The following is an 18,929-nucleotide window of genomic DNA, read 5'->3' as shown; positions in this document are numbered from 1 at the left end:
GCGTGAGCAGGCCCGGGGGTCGTGCGGTGGGTCAGCCGGCGTACGGGTCCGGGACCTGGCCGGGCCGGGCCAGGAACTCGAAGTCGCAGCCGGTGTCGGCCTGGGTGATCTGGGAGTTGTAGAGCACGCCGTTCCCGGCGGCTATGGCGGCGACCTCCGGGCGTACCAGGATCGCGGCCCGCTCCCCCGCCTCCTGGACGGTCAGTTCGCTGACGAGGCGCCGCTCCTCGGGGGTGAGGGCGTAGAACTCGCCGGTGTTTCCATTGGGCGTCAGGGTCCTCACCCCGCCGTCGAGCAGGCGACGCAGCAGGGCCCGGTGGGCGTCCTGGTCCACGCCGCCGTCCTCGGTGAACGGGGTCACCGGGATCGCCACCACGTCGGCCAGGGCCGCCCGCTGGGTCTCGAACGTCGTTGTCATGCCTGACCGTCCTCTCCCCGGGCCCCCGGCTCCGCTGCTTCGGTCGTGGGGAAGGCCCGTCGCACGAACGACGCGATGTGGGCGTGAAGGGCGCTCGCCGCCCCGTCGGCGTCGCCTCCGAGGGCGAGCCGCAGGATCTCCTGGTGCTCGGTGGCCTCCCGCTCCCAGGAGGGGTCTGCGGCCCAGGCGACGGCGGAGACGAGGGCGGCCTGGTCGCGGACCTCGTCGAGCATCCGGCCGAGCAGCGGGTTGCCGCACGGCAGATACAGGGCGCGGTGGAACTCTCGGTTGGCCAGGGAGCGTTCGGCGGTGTCGCTCGCCTCGTCGGCCCGCTTCAGCGCGTCGCGCGCGGCGTCCAGGGAGGCCCCGCGCCGCACCGAGCGCCGCAGTGCCTCCGGCTCCAGGAGCAGCCGGACGTCGTAGACCTCGCGCGCCATGTCCGCGTCCACCATGCGCACCGTGACGCCCTTGTACTGGCTCATCACGACGAGCCCGGTCCCGGCCAGGGTCTTGAGCGCCTCGCGCACGGGTGTCTTCGACACCCCGAATTGTGCGGCGAGTTCGGTCTCCACCAGGGCCTGGCCGGGCGTCAGCTGCCCGGTGAGGATGCGGTGTTTGATCCCTTCCAGCACGTACTGCGTGCGGGAGGGGATCGGCGTGGGCACAGAGGTCATGCGCGCTTCTCGGATGTCGCGTATGCGATGTCGCGTATGCGATGTCGCGTATCTGATCTCGCGTATCGCGTCTCATATATGACGTACGAAGTACGACGCGTCGAAGGTAAGAGCGCCCCTGTGTCTCGTCAATGCTTCTGACAAAGGGAGTTGCGGCAACGTGCTTGTGACGGGCTGTCACGCGCCGCGTATCCCTCCCAGGGGCACAAGGGACAACGTCCAACGGATTTCCGACCGGGACGGCCCCGGACCCGCGTTCCTAAGGCACCTGCCCGATCCCGCCCCCGTGTCCTTAGAGCCACGATGACCGGGCATGACGACCACATGGACGGCGGCGCGCGTGCTGCGCGACCGCGATGCGGGGCTCTGTCTGGCCGGGGTGGTGGTGTCCGGCTTCGGCACGTCGGCGCTGTGGCTGGCGTCCGGGGTGTGGGTCAAGGACCTCACCGGCTCGGACGGCCTGGCCGCACTGTGCCTGCTCGCCATGTGGGCGCCGATCCTGACCGGACCGGCCCTGGGCACGCTCGCCGACCGTGTTCGCCGCAAACCGCTGCTCATCGGCACGAGCCTCGGCCTCGCGGCCCTCCTGCTGACGCTCTTCACCGTCCACTCCCGGGACGGGCTGTGGCTGCTGTACGCGGTCCTGTTCGTCTACGGGGCGGCCGGGATCGTCCACGACGCGGCCGAGTCGGCGCTGGTCGCGGCCGCCGTCGACGGCTCGCTGCTCGGCGACTTCAACGGACTGAGGATGACGGCCACGGAGGGCATGAAGCTCGTCGCCCCGCTGGCCGGCGCGGGGATCTACGCGGCGTACGGGGGCCCCTGCGTGGCGTTCCTGGACGCGGTCACGTTCGTGCTCGCCACGGGCCTGTACGCGCTGCTGCGGGTCCGCGAGGACAGCCCCGACCCGCCCACCGCGGACTGGCGTACACGGACCGCCGACGGCGCGCGCCATCTGTGGCGGCACGAGCGGCTGCGGCCGCTGGTCCTGGCGGGCGGGACCACGATGCTGTTCGCCGGGCTCAACGGCGCGATGGTCTACGCGGTCGTGGACGGCCTCGGCCGCTCCCCCGCGTACGCCGGGGTGCTCTTCGCCGTCCAGGGCACCGGTTCGGTGCTGATCGGCACGGTCTCGGGCCCCGCCCTGCGCCGCCTGGGCGAGCGCCCGTTCGCGGCCTGCGGCATCGCCCTGTTCGCCGCCGGTGTGGGGCTCAGGGCGATCCCGTCCGGCCCGGTGGCGCTGGTGTGCAGCGCGGCCATCGGTGCGGGACTGCCGTGTGTCCTGATCACGGCGTTCACCGCGGTGCAGCGGGAGACGCCGGGCCCGCTGCTGGGCCGTGCGGCCGCCACGGCGAGCACGCTGCTGTTCGGCCCGAACGCGGTCGGGCTGGCCGTCGGGGCGGGGCTCGTCGAACTGGTCGGCCACCGGCCGGTGCTGGTGGTGCTGGGTCTGGTCGCGCCGGTGGCGATGGCGCCGCTGCTTCAGAGCCCCGCGAGAGCGTCCCGTACGGCTTCGAGGTCGCCGTCGGACGCCAACCCGGCGTGATATAGCCGCAGTTCCGTCGCGCCCAGCTCTGCGGCGCCCCGGGCGTCCCGCGCGAGTGTCCCCGGGCTGCCGCCCATGCCGGAGACCACGGTGAGGTTGGCTGCGAGGACGGCACCCGTCCGGTTCTGTTCCGCGAACGGGGTCAGCAGGCCGGCGCCGCCCGTGCAGGGCACCACCACGCCGTCCGCCACGGACAGGATGTGCGCGGGGTCGACGCCCGCGTTGGCGCCGCAGTGGTACGAGACCGGGTCCGCGTGCAGCAGCACCTGGAAGCCTTCGGGCGCGGCCGCCCGGACCGCTGCCACGGCCTCCTCCTGGAGTGTGCGGGCGGTGGTGTCGCGCCACGCGCGCGTGGCGGCCGCTTTCGCCTCACCGAGGAGCTTCTCCACGCCCGCCCAGCCCCCGTCGGAGGGCGCGCCGCGCCACACCGGCTCCAGTGCGGCCCGTACCGCCGCGGCCAGTTCCTCCGCATCCAGTCCGTGCCGTCCGTAGCCCTCACCGCAACTCGGGCAGAAGCACAGCGACATGAGGTACTGCCCGGCGTCCCCGAGCGTCACGCCGCCGATCTTGTCGTGGGCGTGCAGGTGCGCCAGCCCGTACCAGCCGAGCGACTCGAGCTCGGTGCCGCGCGCGCCGGGCCGTACGGCCGCCTCGGCCGCCAGGTCGACGAGGTACGCGCGCGTGGCGGGCTGCGCGATGCACGGCGCCCAGGGGTAGCGGTCGCCGTAGGCGTTGACCACGGAGGTGCCGGGATGCTCCTCGCCCAGGCGGGAGTTGTGCGCCAGCACCACCCAGCTGTGCACCTCGAGCCCGGCCGCGGTGAGCGCGCGGGCCGCCTCGCCGAAGGCGTCCCCCGGGGCCCAGTCGCCGGCCGGGTGGGGGCGCGGGGTGCGGCCCTCCCAGCGCGCGTCCGTCGGGTAGAGCACGGCCGCATGGCGGGCGGTCACGATGCGGTGGCGCGGGTGCCGGGGCGTGAGGGCGCGTGTGGAGTGGTACGCGGAGGCGAGGGTCGCCTGCCGGACGCCCAGCGCGGCGATGCGGTGCGGGGCCTCGGGGTCCCCGTTGACGTCCCAGGGGTAGACGAAAGCCGACGCCTTCACATGCCCTCCTCGAGCAGCGCGTACCCGTGGTCGATCAGCGCGGCGAGCTGTTTGACGTGGTCCTCGGACGGCTCGTGCAGGGGCGGCCGCACCTCACCGACGTCGAGGCCGCGCAGCCGTACGCCGGCCTTGACGAGGGACACGGCGTAGCCGCGGCCGCGGGAGCGCAGTTCGACGAACGGGCGGTAGAAGCCGTCGAGGAGCCGGTTCACGGTGGTGTCGTCGCCTGAGGTCAGCGCGCGGTGGAAGGCGAGGGCGATCTCCGGGGCGAAGCAGAACACGGCGGACGAGTAGAGCGTGACGCCGATGCCGCGGTAGGCGAGCTGGGTCTGCTCGGCGGTCGGCAGCCCGTTGAAGTAGAGGAAGTCGCCCGTGACCTCGCTGCGCACGGCGCTGACGATGCGCTGCATCAGGTCCAGGTCGCCGAGCCCGTCCTTCAGGCCGATGACACCGTCCGTACGGGCGAGTTCCACCACCGTCCCGGGCGTGAACACGGCGTTGTCGCGCTGGTAGACGACGGTCGGCAGCGAGGTCGCGGCGACCAGGTCCCGGTAGTGCCGCAGCAGCCCCTCCTGGCCCGCGACCACCAGGTAGGGGGGCATGGCGAGCAGCCCGTCCGCCCCGGCGCCCTCCGCGAGCTTCGCGTAGCGCACGGCGAGCGCGGTCCCGTAACCGGCGCCGGCCACGACAGGAACCCGTCCGTCCGTGGCCTCGACGGCCGCCCGTACGCAGGCCTCGAACTCCTCGGGCGTCAGCGCGTGGAACTCACCCGTGCCGCAGCACGCGAACACGGCGGCGGCGCCCGCCTCCACACCCTTGCGCACATGGGCGCTGTAGACGTCGAGCGCGAGGGAGCCGTCGGGCCCGTACGCGGTGACGGGGAAGAACAGCGGCCCGCTCGGGATGCTGAGTCGAGCGGCGAGAGGGGCTGACGTCACGGGCTCTCCCTTGAACAGGCGCTCCTACGCGGACCGACGCGCGTTCCCGAGTGGACCACAACCCCGGACAGGTGCACGTTTCTGATCCGCGTCCATATTTCTGAACGAATCCACGCTATGGGGCCACCTCAGGGCGGGTCAAGCGCGCAATCAGGCAAGTCAGGGGTGGATTCCACAATTCCGCGCCACACTTGACGGGCCGGGCCGACGCTCCCTAGCGTGTCCATGAATGTGAATCCTGTGCACGAATGCGGCCGTTGATCTCAAGGAGACCGAGGATGCCCGCTCCCCGCACCGTTCTGCTCACCGGCGCCGCCGGCGGACTCGGCACCCTGATGCGGGGACTGCTGCCCCAGTACGGCTACGAGCTGCGCCTCCTCGACCTGCGGCCGATCGAGGGCGAACCGGACGCGATCGCCGCGGATCTCGCGGACAAGGACGCCGTGCGAGAGGCCGTGCGGGGCGTCGACGCGATCATCCACCTGGCGGGCATCTCTCTGGAATCCACGTTCGAGAAGATCCTGAAGGCGAACATCGAGGGCACGTACAACGTGTACGAGGCGGCGCGCGAGGAGGGAGTACGCCGGATCGTGTTCGCCTCCTCCAACCACGCGGTCGGCTTCACCCCGCGCCCCCGGGGCGACACACCTCTCGAATCAAGCGTGCTGATCCCGATCGACACCCCGCGCCGCCCCGACACCTTCTACGGACTGTCCAAGTCCTTCGGCGAGGACCTGGCCCAGTTCTACTGGGACAAGCACGGCCTGGAGACCGTGTCGGTGCGCATCGGCTCCTGCTTCCCCGAACCCACCAGCGTCCGCATGCTCTCCGTCTGGATGAGCCCCGAGGACGGCGCCCGCCTCTTCCACGCGGCCCTGACCGCCGAGGACGTCGGACACACCGTCGTCTACGGCTCCTCGGCCAACACCCGCCTGTGGTGGGACCTGGCCACCGCGCGGGGCCTCGGCTACGAGCCGCAGGACGACTCCGAGCCGTACGCCGAGAAGCTCATCGCCGAGCAGGGCGAGCTGGACCCGGACAACCCGGCGCACGCGCACCTGGGCGGCCACTTCGTCACGGACCCGCCCATCTGGCCGTACTGAGACGACCGACTCCAAGGGCGGGCGGGCACCGAACGGGCCCGCCCGCGCCGCTTTTCGGGCACGGAAGCTGCCCGATCTCACCCGACACCCCGTTCCGCCCCAGGTCCGACGCGGGCACACATCCAGCCAAGCGGGCAGGGTCGGGCACACACGGGCACGCAACAGGCCTGGTCACCGCCGCGCACCCGCTGTAGAACTTCCCCCATGAGCCCTGCCGGGCCCGAACGGGCACCACCGGTTCGGGTGCCCCGGAGGCGAACGAGCGCAAGAGCACGAAAGACAGGTGTCGGCGATGACGGACAGGACCGCGGAGGAACGCCAGCGCGAGATCGTCAAAGCCGCCCGCCGCACGGGCTCGGTCGACGTCACCACGCTCGCCGTGGAGCTGGGCGTGGCGAAGGAGACCGTACGACGCGATCTGCGCGCCCTGGAGGACCACGGCCTGGTCCGCCGCACCCACGGCGGGGCCTACCCCGTGGAGAGCGCCGGTTTCGAGACGACCCTCGCCTTCCGCGCCACCAGCCACGTACCCGAGAAGCGCCGGATCGCAGCCGCCGCGGCCGAGCTGCTCGGGGACGCCGAGACGGTCTTCGTCGACGAGGGGTTCACCCCCCAGCTCATCGCCGAGGCGCTGCCCCGGGACCGGCCGCTGACCGTGGTCACCGCGTCCCTGGCCACCGCGGGCGCGCTCGCGGAGGCCGAGAACACCACCGTCCTGCTGCTGGGCGGCCGGGTGCGGCACGGCACGCTCGCCACCGTCGACCACTGGACGACGAAGATGCTGGCCGGTTTCGTCATCGACCTGGCGTACATCGGCGCCAACGGCATCTCCCGCGAACACGGACTGACCACCCCCGACCCCGCGGTCAGCGAGGTCAAGGCACAGGCGATCCGCGCCTCCCGGCGCACGGTGTTCGCGGGGGTGCACACCAAGTTCGGGGCGGTCAGCTTCTGCCGGTTCGCGGAGATCGGCGAGCTGGAGACCGTCGTCACCAGCACGCTGCTGCCCGCCTCCGAAGCCCACCGCTACTCACTACAGGGCCCGCAGGTCATCCGCGTCTGAAAAACCAGCACAGTCCCCCAGGGCACACTCACGCCCGTGCGCGCCCCTTTCTCCCCATTCGTTCAGGAGTACCCCATGCGAACCCAGAGCCGCAGAACACCCCGCGCCCTGTTTGCCGTGGCCGCCGTAGGAACGCTGATCACTCCCCTGCTCGTCGGCTGCTCAGGCGCCGGCGGGGCAGGCGGCGTGGGTGGCGGATCCGCCCACGCCATCAACGTCCTGATGGTGAACAACCCGCAGATGGTGGAGTTGCAGAAGCTCACCGCCGACAACTTCACGAAGAAGACCGGGATCAAGGTGAACTTCACCGTGCTGCCGGAGAACGACGTCCGCGACAAGATCAGTCAGGACTTCGCCAACCAGGCGGGCCAGTACGACGTCGCCACGCTCAGCAACTACGAGATCCCGATCTACGCCAAGAACGGCTGGCTCCACGCGCTCGACTCGTACGTCAAGAGCGACAGCACCTTCGACCAGCAGGACATCCTCGCCCCGATGCGGCAGGCCCTCACCGCCGCGGACGGCAAGCTTTACGGCGAGCCCTTCTACGGCGAATCCTCCTTCCTGATGTACCGCAAGGACGTCTTTCAGAAGAAGGGCCTGACCATGCCGGCCAAGCCCACCTGGCAGCAGGTCGCCGACCTGGCCGCCAAGGCGGACGGCGGCGAGCCCGGCATGAAGGGCATCTGTCTGCGCGGGCTGCCCGGCTGGGGCGAGGTGATGGCTCCGCTGACCACCGTCGTCAACACCTTCGGAGGCACCTGGTTCGACAAGGACTGGAAGGCACAGCTGGACTCCCCGGAGTTCAAGCAGGCCACGCAGTTCTACGTGGACCTGGTCCGCAAGCACGGCGAGTCCGGCGCGGCACAGTCCGGCTTCGCCGAGTGCCTGAACGACATGACGCAGGGCAAAACGGCGATGTGGTACGACGCCACGTCCGGCGCGGGTTCGCTGGAGGCCGCCGGTTCCCCGGTCAAGGGCAAGATCGGCTACGTCCCGGCTCCGGTCGAGAAGACCGACAGCTCCGGCTGGCTCTACACCTGGGCGTGGGGCATCCAGAAGGCGTCCAAGAACGCCGGCGACGCCTGGAAGTTCATCTCGTGGGCGTCCGGCAAGGACTACGAGAAGCTCGTGGGCGAGAAGGCGGGTTGGGCCAACGTGCCGGCCGGCAAGCGTTCGTCGACCTATGACATCCCGGAGTACCGCAAGGAGGCGGCCGCCTTCGCGGACGTCACCCGCGACGCCATAGCCAGTGCCAAGCCGAACGACCCGGGTGTGCAGCCCCGCCCCGCGCCCGGCATCCAGTTCGTCGACATTCCCGAGTTCACCGATCTGGGCACCAAGGTCTCCCAGGAGATCAGCTCCGCCATAGCGGGCCGGGAGTCCGTGGACAGCGCGCTGAAGAAGTCGCAAGCGCTCGCCGAGGCTGTCGCCAAGAGGTACGAGGGATCATGACCATCACCACCTCCGCCCGGGTCGCCGCCGCCGCTGCGCGGCCGGCGACCCGGCCGCCGAACCGTATGCGAGCGTGGGCCACCCGAGCGCCTCTGCTGCCCGCCCTGGTCTTCATGATCGTGGTGACCCAGCTGCCGTTCGTGGCCACGCTGGTGATCTCGTTCTTCGACTGGAACGCGCTCTATCCGAAGGACCGCCACTTCACGGGCGTCGACAACTACCGCGAGGTCCTCACCGACCCGGACCTGCGCCACTCGGTGTGGACGACGGTCCTGCTGACGGTCACGGTGGTTCTGGTCAGCCTGGTCCTGGGCCTTGGCATGGCGTTGCTGCTCAACCGGAAGTTCCGGGGCCGCGGCGTGGTTCGCACGATGCTGATCGCCCCGTTCCTGGTGGTGCCGGTGGCGGCCGCACTGCTCTGGAAACACGTTCTCTACAACCCTGAATACGGCCTGCTCAATGGGTTGTTGCACTATGTGGGCGGACCCCAGCCAGACTGGATCTCCGACACCCCGCTGCTGGCGGTCGAGGCCTCGCTGATCTGGCAGTGGACGCCGTTCATGATGCTGATCCTGCTGGCGGGACTGCAGAGCCGCGACCACGAGCAGATCGAGGCCGCGCGGGTCGACGGCGCGAGCGACCGGCAGATATTCCGCCACCTCACGCTGCCGCACCTGCGTCGGTATCTGGAGTTGGGAGCCCTGCTGGGCTCGATCTACATCGTCCAGAACTTCGACGCGGTCTTCACGCTCACCTCGGGCGGCCTCGGCACCGCGAACCTCCCCTACACCGTCTACCAGAGTTTCTACCAGGCCCACGAGAACGGCCTGGCCTCCGCCGCCGGCGTCCTGGTCGTCATCGGATCCATCGTCATCGCCACCTTCGCCCTGCGCGTCGTGTCGTCCCTGTTCCGCGAGGAGGTGTCCCGCGCATGAGCACCGCCGCCGTACGCACCGCGACCGTACGCAGCGGCAGCCGCCGCCGCGGAGCGGGCCTCGGCCTGCTGGCCTGGCTGGTCGGCCTGCTGTTCTTCCTGCCCATCGCCTGGATGGCCCTGACGTCGTTCCACTCGGAGGCGGACGCCGCGACGAACCCGCCGTCCTTCGGGGCGGCCCTGACCCTGGACAGCTACCGGGACTTCTTCGGCGCGGGCGGCGGCGCGAGCCCCTGGCCGGCGTTGATCAACTCGACCATGGCGTCGGTGGTCTCGACCCTGTGCGTGCTCCTGCTGGCGCTCCCGGCGGCGTACGCGCTGTCGATCCGCCGGGTGAAGAAGTGGACGGACGTCCTGTTCTTCTTCCTGTCCACCAAGATGCTGCCGGTGGTGGCGGGCCTGCTGCCGATCTACCTGTTCGCGAAGAACACCGGGATGCTCGACAACATCTGGCTGCTCGTCATCCTCTACACGTCCATGAACCTGCCGATCGCGGTGTGGATGATGCAGTCGTTCCTGGCCGAGGTCCCGGTGGCGGTGATCGAGGCGGCGCAGATCGACGGCGCCCGGCTGCCGACGGTCCTCGCGCGCGTGGTGGCCCCCATCGCGCTGCCCGGCATCGCCGCGACCGCTCTGATCTGCTTCATCTTCAGCTGGAACGAGCTGCTCTTCGCCCGGGTGCTCACCGGCGTGGTGGCCGAGACGGCCCCCGTCTTCCTGACCGGCTTCATCACCAGCCAGGGCCTGTTCCTGGCGAAGGTGTGCGCCGCGTCGCTCGTCATCTCCCTGCCGGTGCTCGCCGCGGGGTTCGCCGCCCAGGACAAACTGGTCCAGGGCCTGTCGTTGGGAGCCGTGAAATGAAGGCCGCCGTCATCGAGTCCGTGGGCCGCGCCGTCGTCTCCGAGCTCCCGGACCCGACGCCCGGACCGCGCGAGGTCGTCGTCGAGGTCGCGGCCTGCGGACTGTGCGGCACCGACCTGCACATCCTCCAGGGCGAGTTCGCGCCCAAGCTGCCGATCGTGCCCGGGCACGAGTTCGCGGGCGAGGTCGTGGGGGTGGGTACGCAGGTCACGGAGCTGGCGGTCGGCGACAGGGTCGCCGTGGACCCGTCCCTGTACTGCTACGAGTGCCGGCACTGCCGTACGGGCCACAACAACCTGTGCGAACGGTGGGCGGCGATCGGGGTGACCACCGCAGGCGGGGCCGCGCAGTACGCGGTGGCGCCGGTGGCGAACTGCGTGAAGCTCCCGGATCATGTCCGCACCCAGGACGCGGCGTTGGTGGAGCCGCTGTCGTGCGCGGTGCGCGGCTACGACGTCCTGCAGTCCCGTCTCGGCGCCCACGTCCTGATCTACGGCTCGGGCACGATGGGCCTGATGATGCTGGAGCTGGCCAAGCGGACGGGCGCGGCGAGCGTGGACGTGGTGGACGTCAACCCGGTGCGACTGGAGACGGCACGGCGGCTGGGTGTCTCGGGCTCGGCGGCGAACGCGGACGAACTGGACCGACCGCAGGGCTGGGACGTGGTGGTGGACGCCACGGGCAACGCGGCGGCGATCCAGGACGGCCTGGAGCGGGTGGCGAAGGCGGGGACGTTCCTGCAGTTCGGGGTGGCCGACTATGCGACGCGGGTCACGATCGACCCGTACCGGATCTACAACCAGGAACTCACGATCACGGGTTCGATGGCGGTGCTGCACAGCTTCGAACGGGCGGCGGAGCTGTTCGCGAACGGGGTGCTGAACCCCGAGGTGTTCATCAGCGACCGCCTGCCTCTGGAGCGGTATCCGCAGGCGCTGGAGCAGTTCGCGGCGGGGGTGGGGCGGAAGATCGTGGTGGTGCCGTAGGGGGTGGTGCCGCGTGGATGGTTCCCGCCCCCGCCGCCCCTACCCTTCCCGTCCCTGGGCGCTGCGCCCCCGGACCCCCCGCTGTCGGCCTTACGGCCTCGTCCTCGAACTCCCCCAAGCTCTTCGAGCAGGGGGGACCCCCAGACGGGCTGAGTCATCCTCACCGGCGCTGACACAGCAGCCCCTCCGGCGTTTGAGGAGCGGCGGCCCGCGGTCCGGCCCCCGAACGGGATCCGGGGCGAAGCCCCTGGCGGTGTGCAGGGGCGGAGCCCCGCGAGGGGTGCAGGGGCGCAGCCCCCGCGGGGTGCAGGGGACGCAGTCCCCGCGGGGTTGAAGAGGCGGAGCCCCAGCGGGGTGCAGGGGACGCAATCCCCGCGGGGTCGAAGGGGCGGAGCCCCAGCGAGGTGCAGGGAACGCAGTCCCCGCCGGGGCCCCAGGGGCGGAGCCCCAGCGGGGTGCAGGGGACGCAGTCCCCGCGGGGTCGAAGGGGCGGAGCCCCAGCGAGGTGCAGGGAACGCAGTCCCCGCCGGGGCCCCAGGGGCGGAGCCCCTGGTGGGGTTGAAGGGGCGGAGCCCCTGGAGGTGGGACGGGTAGGGGCGGCGGGGGCGAGGACCGTGCGGAGGTGCATCGGGTAAGGGAACGGTAAAGCGACCTCGCTCGTTACCCCTGGCATGACAGCTATGACCCCCGGCTCGAACCTCGCCCTCGGCGTCCCCCGCGTGACCGTCGACGTCGCCGCCCCGGTGCGGCTCGACGTGTCCGCCCTGCTGCTCACCGCCGACGGCAAGGTGCGCTCCGACGACGACTTCATCTTCTACAACCAGCCGATGGGCCCGGGTGTCACCTACCGCTCCGGCGGTGGCGCGAATCCCGACTCGATCATGGTCGACACCGCCTCCCTCCCCCCGGGCATCGAGAAGATCGTCGTCACCGCGAGCCCGGACGCCGCCGGCCAGACCTTCCAGGGCATCGAGCCGACGGCCACCCTCCGCAACGCGGACGACAACAGCGTCCTGGCGACCTTCACGCCGCCGCAGCTCGGCACCGAGACCGCGCTGGTGGTCGTGGAGATCTATGTGCGGGGCGGCGTGTGGAAGGCGCGTGCCGTAGGGCAGGGCTACGCCAACGGGCTCGCGGGCATCGCGACCGACTTCGGCGTCACGGTGGAGGAACCGGCCGCGCCCCCACAGCCCGTCGCCCCGCCGCAGACCATTCCCCCGGCGCCCGTCGCTCCGCCGGCACCGCCCACCCCGGTCCCCGGCGCCGGAAAGATCAACCTCGACAAGGGCCGCGTCAGCCTCCAGAAGAACCAGACGGTGTCTCTCGTCAAGGGCGGCCGCCCGCTGCTCTCCCAGGTCAGGATGGGCCTCGGCTGGGAGCCCGCCTTCCACGGCAAGGACATCGACCTGGACGCGTCCGTCATCGCGTACGGCCCGCAGCGCAACCACATCGACAGCTGCTACTTCGGCAAGCTGACCATCCTCAACGGCGCGATCAAGCACTCCGGGGACAACCTCACCGGCGAGGGCGGAGGCGACGACGAGGTCATCGCCGTCGACCTCGGGCGCCTGCCCCAGGAGGTCACGGGCCTGGTCTTCACCGTGAACTCGTTCTCCGGCCAGAAGTTCACGCAGGTCGCCAAGGCGTACTGCCGCCTCGTGGACGCCGCCACCGACCAGGAGCTGGTGCGTTTCGACCTCACGAGTGCGGAGCCGCAGACGGGCGTGATGATGGCCAAGCTCGTCCGCCAGTTCTCCGGCGAGTGGGACATGACCGCGATGGGCGACTTCGTCAAGGCCCGCACGGTACGGAACATGGTCAAGCCGGCGGCCGAGGCGTTGTAGCCGGTCGTACGGCAGCCACCACACTCGCGGGTGCCCTACGGCGGGGCGCCCGCGGGTGCGGCAGCCGAGGGCCTACGGCCGCAACCCCTCCGTCAGCAGCGACAGGTAGCGGCGGATGTAGGCGCCATGACCGTTCGCCAGTTCCGAGGCGATGGCGATGCCGTGGGCCAGCCGAAGCACCTCGATCGGCTCGATGTCGGCCCGTAGGGTCCCCTCCCGCTGCGCCGCCTCCACCAGTCGTGACGCCGCCTCCTTCATCGAGGTGCCGCAGGCCGTGACCGCGGCGGAGCTGCCGTCCGTGACGGCCGAGCCCAGCAGGGCCTTCATCCCGCGCACCTGGATCGTCCCGACGCACAGCTCGTGCAACCACTCCACCAGCGCCTCGCCCGGCGGAAGCCCCTTCGCGATCTCGTCGGCCCGGGTCGCGATCGCCTCGATCCGGTCGACGTACGCGGCCTCCAGCAGCGCCTGACGGTTCGGGAAGTGCCGGTACAGCGTGCCCGACCCGACCCCCGCCCGCTTCGCGATGTCGTCGAGCGACGCGTTCTCGCCATGCTCGGCGAAAGCCTCGGCCGCCACCTTCAGCAACCGCTCGTAGTTGCGCCGTGCGTCCGCTCGCATGGGCCTGACCTGCGCCATCCAGATACTCCTTGCGAACCGGGGGCTCTCTCCGTATTTTATCCGGCATTTGAACCGGAGACAGTCCCCGGTTACCTCAGCCTCGGCCCAGTGAACGGAGTCCCACCGTATGCCCCCCGCTGCCCCGGCCGCCCTCGGCCCCCGAGACGTTCTCGCCCGCTACCGACGAGCCATGGTCGACAAGTCGGCGGACGACCTGGCCGACCTGTACTCGGTCGATGCCGTCCACGAGTTTCCGTTCCTCTTCCCGGGCATGCCGGCGCGGTATCAGGGACGCGAAGAGGTACGCGCGGGGTACAGGGCCGCCTGGGGCGCAAGCCCGGCGCAGCCGCAGCAGATCCGTGAGGTGGCCGTGCACGAGTCCACCGACCCCGAGGTGATCACCGTCGAGCAGATCGTGACCGGGACCGTGGCCACCACCGGTGAGCCGTTCGCCTTCCCGGGCCTGCTGGTGATGCGGGTCCGGAACGGCTTGATCGTGCACGTGCGCGACTACATGGACGGCCTCGCAGTGGCCCACGCGATGGGCCGACTGCCTGCCGTGGCCGCCATGCTCAGCGGCCATCAGGCTGGATGACGGGCTAGAAGAGCGCGCTGTACGCGTTCAGCGCGGGTTGTCCGCCCAGGTGGGCATAGAGGACGGTGGAGTCCCGGCCGATCTCCCGGCGCGAGACGAGGTCGACGAGCCCGGCCATCGACTTCCCCTCGTAGACGGGATCGGTGACCATCCCCTCCGTGCGTGCGGCGAGCCGCATCGCCTCCAGCGTCCTTTCGTCCGGGATGCCGTAGGTGCCCGCGTGGTACCGCTCGTCCAGCTCGACGTCCGCCTCCGTCAACTCCGTCTCCACACCGATGAGCTGTCCGGTGGCGCGGGCGATCCGGGTGATCTGCTCCCGTGTGCGGGTGGGCTCCGCGGACGCGTCGATGCCGATCACACGGCGCGGACGCCCACCCGCTTCCTCCAGCGCGCGGAACCCGGCGATCATGCCGGCCTGGGTGGAGCCGGTCACGGAACACACGATCACGGTGTCGAAGAAGAGGTCCGACTCCCGCTCCTGCTCGGCGACCTCGTACGCCCAGTTCGCGAAGCCGAGGCCGCCGAGCGGGTGGTCGGAGGCACCGGCCGGGATGGCGTACGGCTTGCCGCCCGCCTCCTCGACCTCCCGCAGCGCCTGCTCCCAGCTCTCCTTGAAGCCGATCCCGAACCCGGCCCTGACCAGCCGTACGTCGGCACCGGCGAGCCGGCTGACGAGGATGTTGCCGACCTTGTCGTACACGGAGTCGGGCCAGTCCACCCAACTCTCCTGGACCAGCACGCACTTGAGTCCGACGCGGGCGGCGACCGCGGCGACCTGCCGGGTGTGGTTGGACTGCACCCCGCCGATCGAGACCAGCGTGTCGCAGCCCTGTGCGAGCGCGTCGGCGACGAGGTACTCCAGCTTTCGGGTCTTGTTCCCGCCGTACGCGATGCCGGAGTTGCAGTCCTCCCGCTTGGCCCACAGGGAGGCACCGCCGAGGCGGGCGGTGAGCCGCTGAAGCGGGTGGATCGGGGAGGGCCCGAAGAGCAGGGGACAACGCTCGTACGTGGACAGGGACATGGGACCTCCCGGGTTCAGCGGGCCTCTTCGTCGGTTCGGTCGGGTTCGTCGGCCAGGTCTGCGAGAGTGCGCCAGATCTCCGCGGTGACGCGAACCGCCCCGCCCACGTCACCGTCCGCACAGACCTCGATGAGCCGCTCGTGCAGCCCGGCGGAGCGGCAGGTGCCACCCTCGCCGAAGCGCCGACGCTCCAGGCGCCGGATGAGCGGCATGTAGCGGGCGATGGTGGCGGCGGCCGCTCGATTGCCGCAGACCCGGACCAGCACGTCGTGCAGCTCGTCGTCGGCGCGCAGGGCGGCGTCCACGTCTCGGGCGTGTACGGCACCCGCGAACCGCTCGTTGGCCGCGCGCATCTCCGCCACGTCCGCTGCCCGCAACCGGGGCACGGCGACCCGCGTGGCCAGCTCGTGCATGGCGCCCACGACGGCCGCCGCGTCCCGTACGTCGTCGGCGACGACCGGGGTCACCCGCGTGTAACTCTGCGGCTTGCTCTCCAGCAGCCCCTCGTCCACGAGCCGCGAGAAAGCCTCCCGCACGGGCGCCCGCGACAGCCCGAGCCGCTCGGCGAGCTCGGTGTCGCGCACCACCGCACCGGGTTCGATGTCCCCGGCCACGATGGCGTCCCGGATGGATTCATAGGCACGCTCCCGCAGCAACGTGCGGGGCACGGGTCGAAGGGCCTCCACGGATTGAAATGTTAGATATCAACGGTGGGAGGAACAAGGGTGTGGCCCGCACCCTCGTGAAGGTGCGGGCCATGCTCATCGAGCGACCATGCTCATCGAGCGGCGGTCAGACCGCTACCCACGGCCAGTCGGCGTTCCGGGCGGCTTCCAGCAGCGGCACCATCCGGAAGGCCGCGTCCGACAGGCCGCCGAAGGTGTGCCTGTCGCCCGTCCCGGACGGGCCGTGACCCACCCGGTATCCGGCCAGGTTCCAGGTGTAGACCGGGATGTGCGCCGGGACCTGCTGGGTCGGGTCGCCGTGCCGGTTGTGGCCGTACTGCTCGTCGGTGACGATCAGCACCCGGTCCTGCCCCCGGTAATGCGCGCGGATCGCGCTCGTGGTGTCGGTACCCCCCAGGTCGCCGAAGCGGCCGAGGATCTTCAGCACCGACTCGCCCTCGCGGAAGGTCAGCCGCTTGCTGGTCGTGCCGAACTCGACGAGGTCCGCCTCCGCCGCCCGCAGCGCGAGCGCCGTACCGAAGATCGCCGCCGCGTCGGCTCGGTTCAGCTCGGAGCGGTCCGACAGCCGGGAGTAGAACATCGAAATCGATCGGTCCACGAGCACCAGCGTGCGGCCGGGCAGCGCGGGCACGTTGGCCAGCGAGTGGCCGAGCGCCTGCTCCAGCGGGTACGACCAGCGCAGCGACGGCGCGTGCTGGTAGGCGGCGAGGTATCGGAGGGGGAACTGCCGCGAGCGCTTGACCTCCGCCGGGTCGCTGAGGCGCGCGGCGACCTGGGCCGCCACCTCGTCGGACACACCGGCCTCGTCGAAGTTCCTCAGGTTCCTCACCAGCGCCATCTGGCCCATCGACGGGATCACGGCCTCCCAGGCCGCCTTGTCCATCGGGCCCTGCAGCCAGCCCGCCAGCGCCTCCCAGGTGATGCCTGCGGCGGAGAGCCGCTCGACGCCGCCGGGAGCCGTGACGACCGCCCGGCGCTCGGCGACCGGCAGCGCCATCAGCGCACGGCGCGCGCCGAGCACGGGGATCGAGACGGGCGGCACGGCGGCATCCGGGTTGTGCCGGCGGTCCAGCGCGTACTGGAACAGGTCGCCCTGCCACCGCTTGCCGGGGTCCGGCGCGGCGTGCACCAGGTTGAGGATGTCGCCGAAGCGGTAGCCCTTCGAGGTGGTGTCGTACTTCAGCAGCGCCTTGCCCGTGTAGAGGCGTCGCACGGCGTCGGCGATGCCGCGCTTGACCGGCTTGGGGACGGCGCGGCCGTACATGGCGGTCCAGTAGGCGAGCAGCTCGCCGGGCTCGTCGGGGCGCTGGAGGACGGAGTTCACGACCTGGCGGTTCGACGGGCCGTCGGTGGCTCCCGCGTCGAGCCGCGCCTTCACGTACTCGGCGGCGCCCACGATCGAGGCCGTCCGCAGGTTGCCCTCGCCGCGCAGCCAGCCGAGCAGGCCGGCCGTCCAGGACGAGTCGGCGACGGCGAGTTCGCGCACGAGCTTCGCGAACCGGTCGTCGCGGTCGGCGCCGGACTCGTAGAAGGTCTGCTGCGAGGCGAAGTTCGAGATCGCGAGCAGAAAGAGTTCGGAGCGCACGTCGCGCTCTCGGCCACGGCCGCCCTCGTACGTGCGGAGCACGCGGCCGGTGGAGGTGACGCGCGAGGTGGGCTGCGCGCGGGCGGTTCTGGTGTTGAATCGCGCCATGGTGAATTCCCCCGAATTCTTTTCCGTTCGGAGGGAGGCGCAGCGAAAGGAGGGTGTCCGAGATCAGGGATCGGCGACGGGACTATCACCTGGCGCGTCTTCCAGTTCCGCCACATCGGCCCGGAGCCGATGACGGGATTCGAACCCGCACCAATTCCTTGACCAGGTCCCTGAAGTATCCGCTGCCTGCGCACCGGGCACCCACCATGTGCTGCGCCTCCCGAGATCAAGTCGGCGGCGGCATCGGATTCTTTGCAGAGAAGAAGTAGCCGCAGCCCGCGCACCGGGAGGTGCGTGAAGTTGTGGTGTCCAGAGATCGAGGTCGGCGGAACCGACAAGGTGCTCTAACCCCTGAGCTACACCGGCTCGCGGTACCGGTGGCGGGACTCGAACCCGCGGCCGCCCCATTATCAGTGGAAGTAGGTCCTGCCTTCGCACCTGGACGTGCATCACTCTAGGAGGCGTACCGCGGGCCGGGCGAACGAATTAATTGCCGCCGGGAGTGTGCGGCGTTCAGTCGCGCTTCTGCCGCTTCCAGGGCCCCGTGATGGCCAGCATGATGCCGGGCTCCTGGATGTTGGCGTACAGGGTCCTGCCGTCGGGCGAGAAGGTGACGCCGGTGAATTCGCTGTACTCCGGCTCGTCCTCGGTGCCGATGTTCAGTTCGTTGCGGGCGATGGGGTACGTGCGGCCGCTGTCGGTGGCGCCGAAGAGGTGTTGGCCTCGATTCGTCTGTGGTCTGACGTCGTCGCCGTGAACGGCTGGGTGCCCGATATGTCCCTCGCCGTGTGGGGACAGGTCATCGCATGCGCTGCGGGGGCGTCGGCTTCCACGGGCCGATGGTGGTGCGGTGCTCTCCTCTCCGGTGTCGTCGGTGTGGTGGCCGACTGTCAGGTGCGCGTCGGAAGCTGGGTGGCCCGCTGCCAGGCCGTGGTGAACGCTGCCGCCCAGGGCCAGGTGCGGTCGAGGTGCAGGGTGCGTTTGCGGGCGTGGGCGGTGAGCCGGGCGGGCAGGTGGTACAGCTTCATCCGGATCGTCTCCGGCTCCGCGGCGGCGAGTTCCGGCTCGTCGTGCAGGAGGAGGAGCCGGGTCCATGCGTCGAGGTCGGCGGCGATCGTGGCGGCCAGCACCCAGGCGGCATTCAGCTGCCAGGACTTCGACGGCAGCAGCCCGAGACCGATCCGCTTGATCGCTTTCACGCGGTCCTCGACCTCGGCGTGATCACGGTAGAGGGCGTCGACGAACCACACCTGCCCGGAGCCGGGCACTCTGGAAAGCCCATGATGGGCGGGGATATTGGTGGCGATGATCTGGTAGCGCCAGCCGGTGCGCTTCTCGAAGGCCGTCAGCTTCTTCGCATCCCGCCGCGAGGGCTTGACCCGGCGCACGAT

17 protein-coding genes and 2 pseudogenes are annotated in these 18,929 nt (G+C 70.7%); 9 read left to right on the top strand and 10 right to left on the bottom strand.

Annotated elements, in window-relative coordinates; all coding sequences use genetic code 11:
* Nucleotides 1-163 precede the first annotated feature (163 nt).
* Nucleotides 164-418: pseudogene (locus AB0N14_RS35220) on the bottom strand (dihydrodipicolinate synthase family protein); the annotation flags it as partial.
* A complete protein-coding gene (locus AB0N14_RS35215; RefSeq protein WP_366029772.1) occupies nucleotides 415-1,092 on the bottom strand; it encodes a GntR family transcriptional regulator in 678 nt (225 codons plus the stop codon). The gene AB0N14_RS35215 and the pseudogene AB0N14_RS35220, both read right to left, overlap by 4 nt.
* 313 nt (nucleotides 1,093-1,405) lie before the next feature.
* Here AB0N14_RS35215 and AB0N14_RS35210 point away from each other — a divergent pair, with 313 nt between their 5' ends.
* Nucleotides 1,406-2,638 carry an MFS transporter gene (locus AB0N14_RS35210; RefSeq protein WP_366029771.1) on the top strand — a complete coding sequence of 411 codons (1,233 nt, stop codon included), beginning with the start codon at nucleotides 1,406-1,408 and terminating at the stop codon, nucleotides 2,636-2,638.
* Here AB0N14_RS35210 and AB0N14_RS35205 read toward each other — a convergent pair.
* Entirely contained in the window at nucleotides 2,575-3,738 is a 1,164-nt protein-coding gene (locus AB0N14_RS35205) for a hypothetical protein (RefSeq protein ID WP_366029770.1), read from the bottom strand. The two genes, AB0N14_RS35210 and AB0N14_RS35205, sit on opposite strands and share 64 nt — an antisense overlap.
* Complete coding sequence (locus tag AB0N14_RS35200) at nucleotides 3,735-4,676, bottom strand: 5-dehydro-4-deoxyglucarate dehydratase (RefSeq protein ID WP_366029769.1); 942 nt, start codon at nucleotides 4,674-4,676, stop codon at nucleotides 3,735-3,737. The genes AB0N14_RS35205 and AB0N14_RS35200 overlap by 4 nt, the downstream gene beginning before the upstream one ends.
* Nucleotides 4,677-4,954: 278 nt before the next feature.
* Between AB0N14_RS35200 and AB0N14_RS35195 the strand changes: the two genes are divergently transcribed.
* The 7 genes from AB0N14_RS35195 to AB0N14_RS35165 all read left to right on the top strand — a co-directional run bounded on the left by AB0N14_RS35195 (nucleotide 4,955) and on the right by AB0N14_RS35165 (nucleotide 12,922).
* Complete coding sequence (locus AB0N14_RS35195; RefSeq protein ID WP_366029768.1) at nucleotides 4,955-5,779, top strand: NAD(P)-dependent oxidoreductase; 825 nt, start codon at nucleotides 4,955-4,957, stop codon at nucleotides 5,777-5,779.
* A 292-nt stretch (nucleotides 5,780-6,071) separates the two neighbouring features.
* Nucleotides 6,072-6,842 (top strand): DeoR/GlpR family DNA-binding transcription regulator, encoded by a 771-nt coding sequence (locus tag AB0N14_RS35190; protein ID WP_366029767.1) that lies wholly within the window; start codon nucleotides 6,072-6,074, stop codon nucleotides 6,840-6,842.
* A gap of 75 nt (nucleotides 6,843-6,917) precedes the next feature.
* Entirely contained in the window at nucleotides 6,918-8,297 is a 1,380-nt protein-coding gene (locus AB0N14_RS35185; protein WP_366029766.1) for a sugar ABC transporter substrate-binding protein, read from the top strand.
* On the top strand, nucleotides 8,294-9,232 hold the full coding sequence (locus tag AB0N14_RS35180) for a sugar ABC transporter permease (protein ID WP_366029765.1): 939 nt from the start codon (nucleotides 8,294-8,296) through the stop codon (nucleotides 9,230-9,232). The genes AB0N14_RS35185 and AB0N14_RS35180 overlap by 4 nt, the downstream gene beginning before the upstream one ends.
* The gene (locus tag AB0N14_RS35175) at nucleotides 9,229-10,092 is read left to right on the top strand and encodes a carbohydrate ABC transporter permease (protein ID WP_366029764.1); all 864 of its coding nucleotides are present in this window, start codon (nucleotides 9,229-9,231) and stop codon (nucleotides 10,090-10,092) included. Before AB0N14_RS35180 ends, AB0N14_RS35175 begins: the two co-directional genes overlap by 4 nt.
* Nucleotides 10,089-11,078 carry a zinc-dependent alcohol dehydrogenase family protein gene (locus tag AB0N14_RS35170; RefSeq protein WP_366029763.1) on the top strand — a complete coding sequence of 330 codons (990 nt, stop codon included), beginning with the start codon at nucleotides 10,089-10,091 and terminating at the stop codon, nucleotides 11,076-11,078. The genes AB0N14_RS35175 and AB0N14_RS35170 overlap by 4 nt, the downstream gene beginning before the upstream one ends.
* A 680-nt stretch (nucleotides 11,079-11,758) precedes the next feature.
* A complete protein-coding gene (locus tag AB0N14_RS35165; protein WP_366029762.1) occupies nucleotides 11,759-12,922 on the top strand; it encodes a TerD family protein in 1,164 nt (387 codons plus the stop codon).
* Nucleotides 12,923-12,994: 72 nt separating this feature from the next.
* Here AB0N14_RS35165 and AB0N14_RS35160 read toward each other — a convergent pair whose 3' ends face one another.
* Complete coding sequence (locus AB0N14_RS35160; RefSeq protein ID WP_366029761.1) at nucleotides 12,995-13,561, bottom strand: helix-turn-helix domain-containing protein; 567 nt, start codon at nucleotides 13,559-13,561, stop codon at nucleotides 12,995-12,997.
* Nucleotides 13,562-13,670: 109 nt separating this feature from the next.
* Between AB0N14_RS35160 and AB0N14_RS35155 the strand changes: the two genes are divergently transcribed.
* Nucleotides 13,671-14,138, top strand: a complete 468-nt coding sequence (locus AB0N14_RS35155) for a nuclear transport factor 2 family protein (protein WP_366029760.1) — start codon at nucleotides 13,671-13,673, stop codon at nucleotides 14,136-14,138.
* Nucleotides 14,139-14,142: 4 nt separating this feature from the next.
* Here AB0N14_RS35155 and AB0N14_RS35150 read toward each other — a convergent pair whose 3' ends face one another.
* From AB0N14_RS35150 to AB0N14_RS35130, 5 genes and pseudogenes are all read right to left on the bottom strand, one after another.
* Nucleotides 14,143-15,159, bottom strand: a complete 1,017-nt coding sequence (locus tag AB0N14_RS35150) for a 1-aminocyclopropane-1-carboxylate deaminase (RefSeq protein WP_366029758.1) — start codon at nucleotides 15,157-15,159, stop codon at nucleotides 14,143-14,145.
* A 14-nt stretch (nucleotides 15,160-15,173) separates the two neighbouring features.
* Nucleotides 15,174-15,845 (bottom strand): GntR family transcriptional regulator, encoded by a 672-nt coding sequence (locus AB0N14_RS35145; RefSeq protein ID WP_366029757.1) that lies wholly within the window; start codon nucleotides 15,843-15,845, stop codon nucleotides 15,174-15,176.
* Between the two features lie 106 nt (nucleotides 15,846-15,951).
* Entirely contained in the window at nucleotides 15,952-17,538 is a 1,587-nt protein-coding gene (locus tag AB0N14_RS35140) for a TROVE domain-containing protein (protein ID WP_366029756.1), read from the bottom strand.
* A 513-nt stretch (nucleotides 17,539-18,051) separates the two neighbouring features.
* Nucleotides 18,052-18,258: pseudogene (locus AB0N14_RS35135) on the bottom strand (alkaline phosphatase PhoX); the annotation flags it as partial.
* Between the two features lie 170 nt (nucleotides 18,259-18,428).
* A partial coding sequence (locus AB0N14_RS35130) for a transposase (RefSeq protein WP_366029755.1) occupies nucleotides 18,429-18,929 on the bottom strand: 501 nt, incomplete at its 5' end.

This window comes from Streptomyces sp. NPDC051104, assembly GCF_040682835.1.
In the GTDB taxonomy this organism is placed as follows: Bacteria; Actinomycetota; Actinomycetes; order Streptomycetales; family Streptomycetaceae; genus Streptomyces; species Streptomyces cynarae.
The sequence above is the reverse complement of the archived record's forward strand: the minus strand, read 5'-3'. Positions and strand labels throughout refer to the sequence as shown.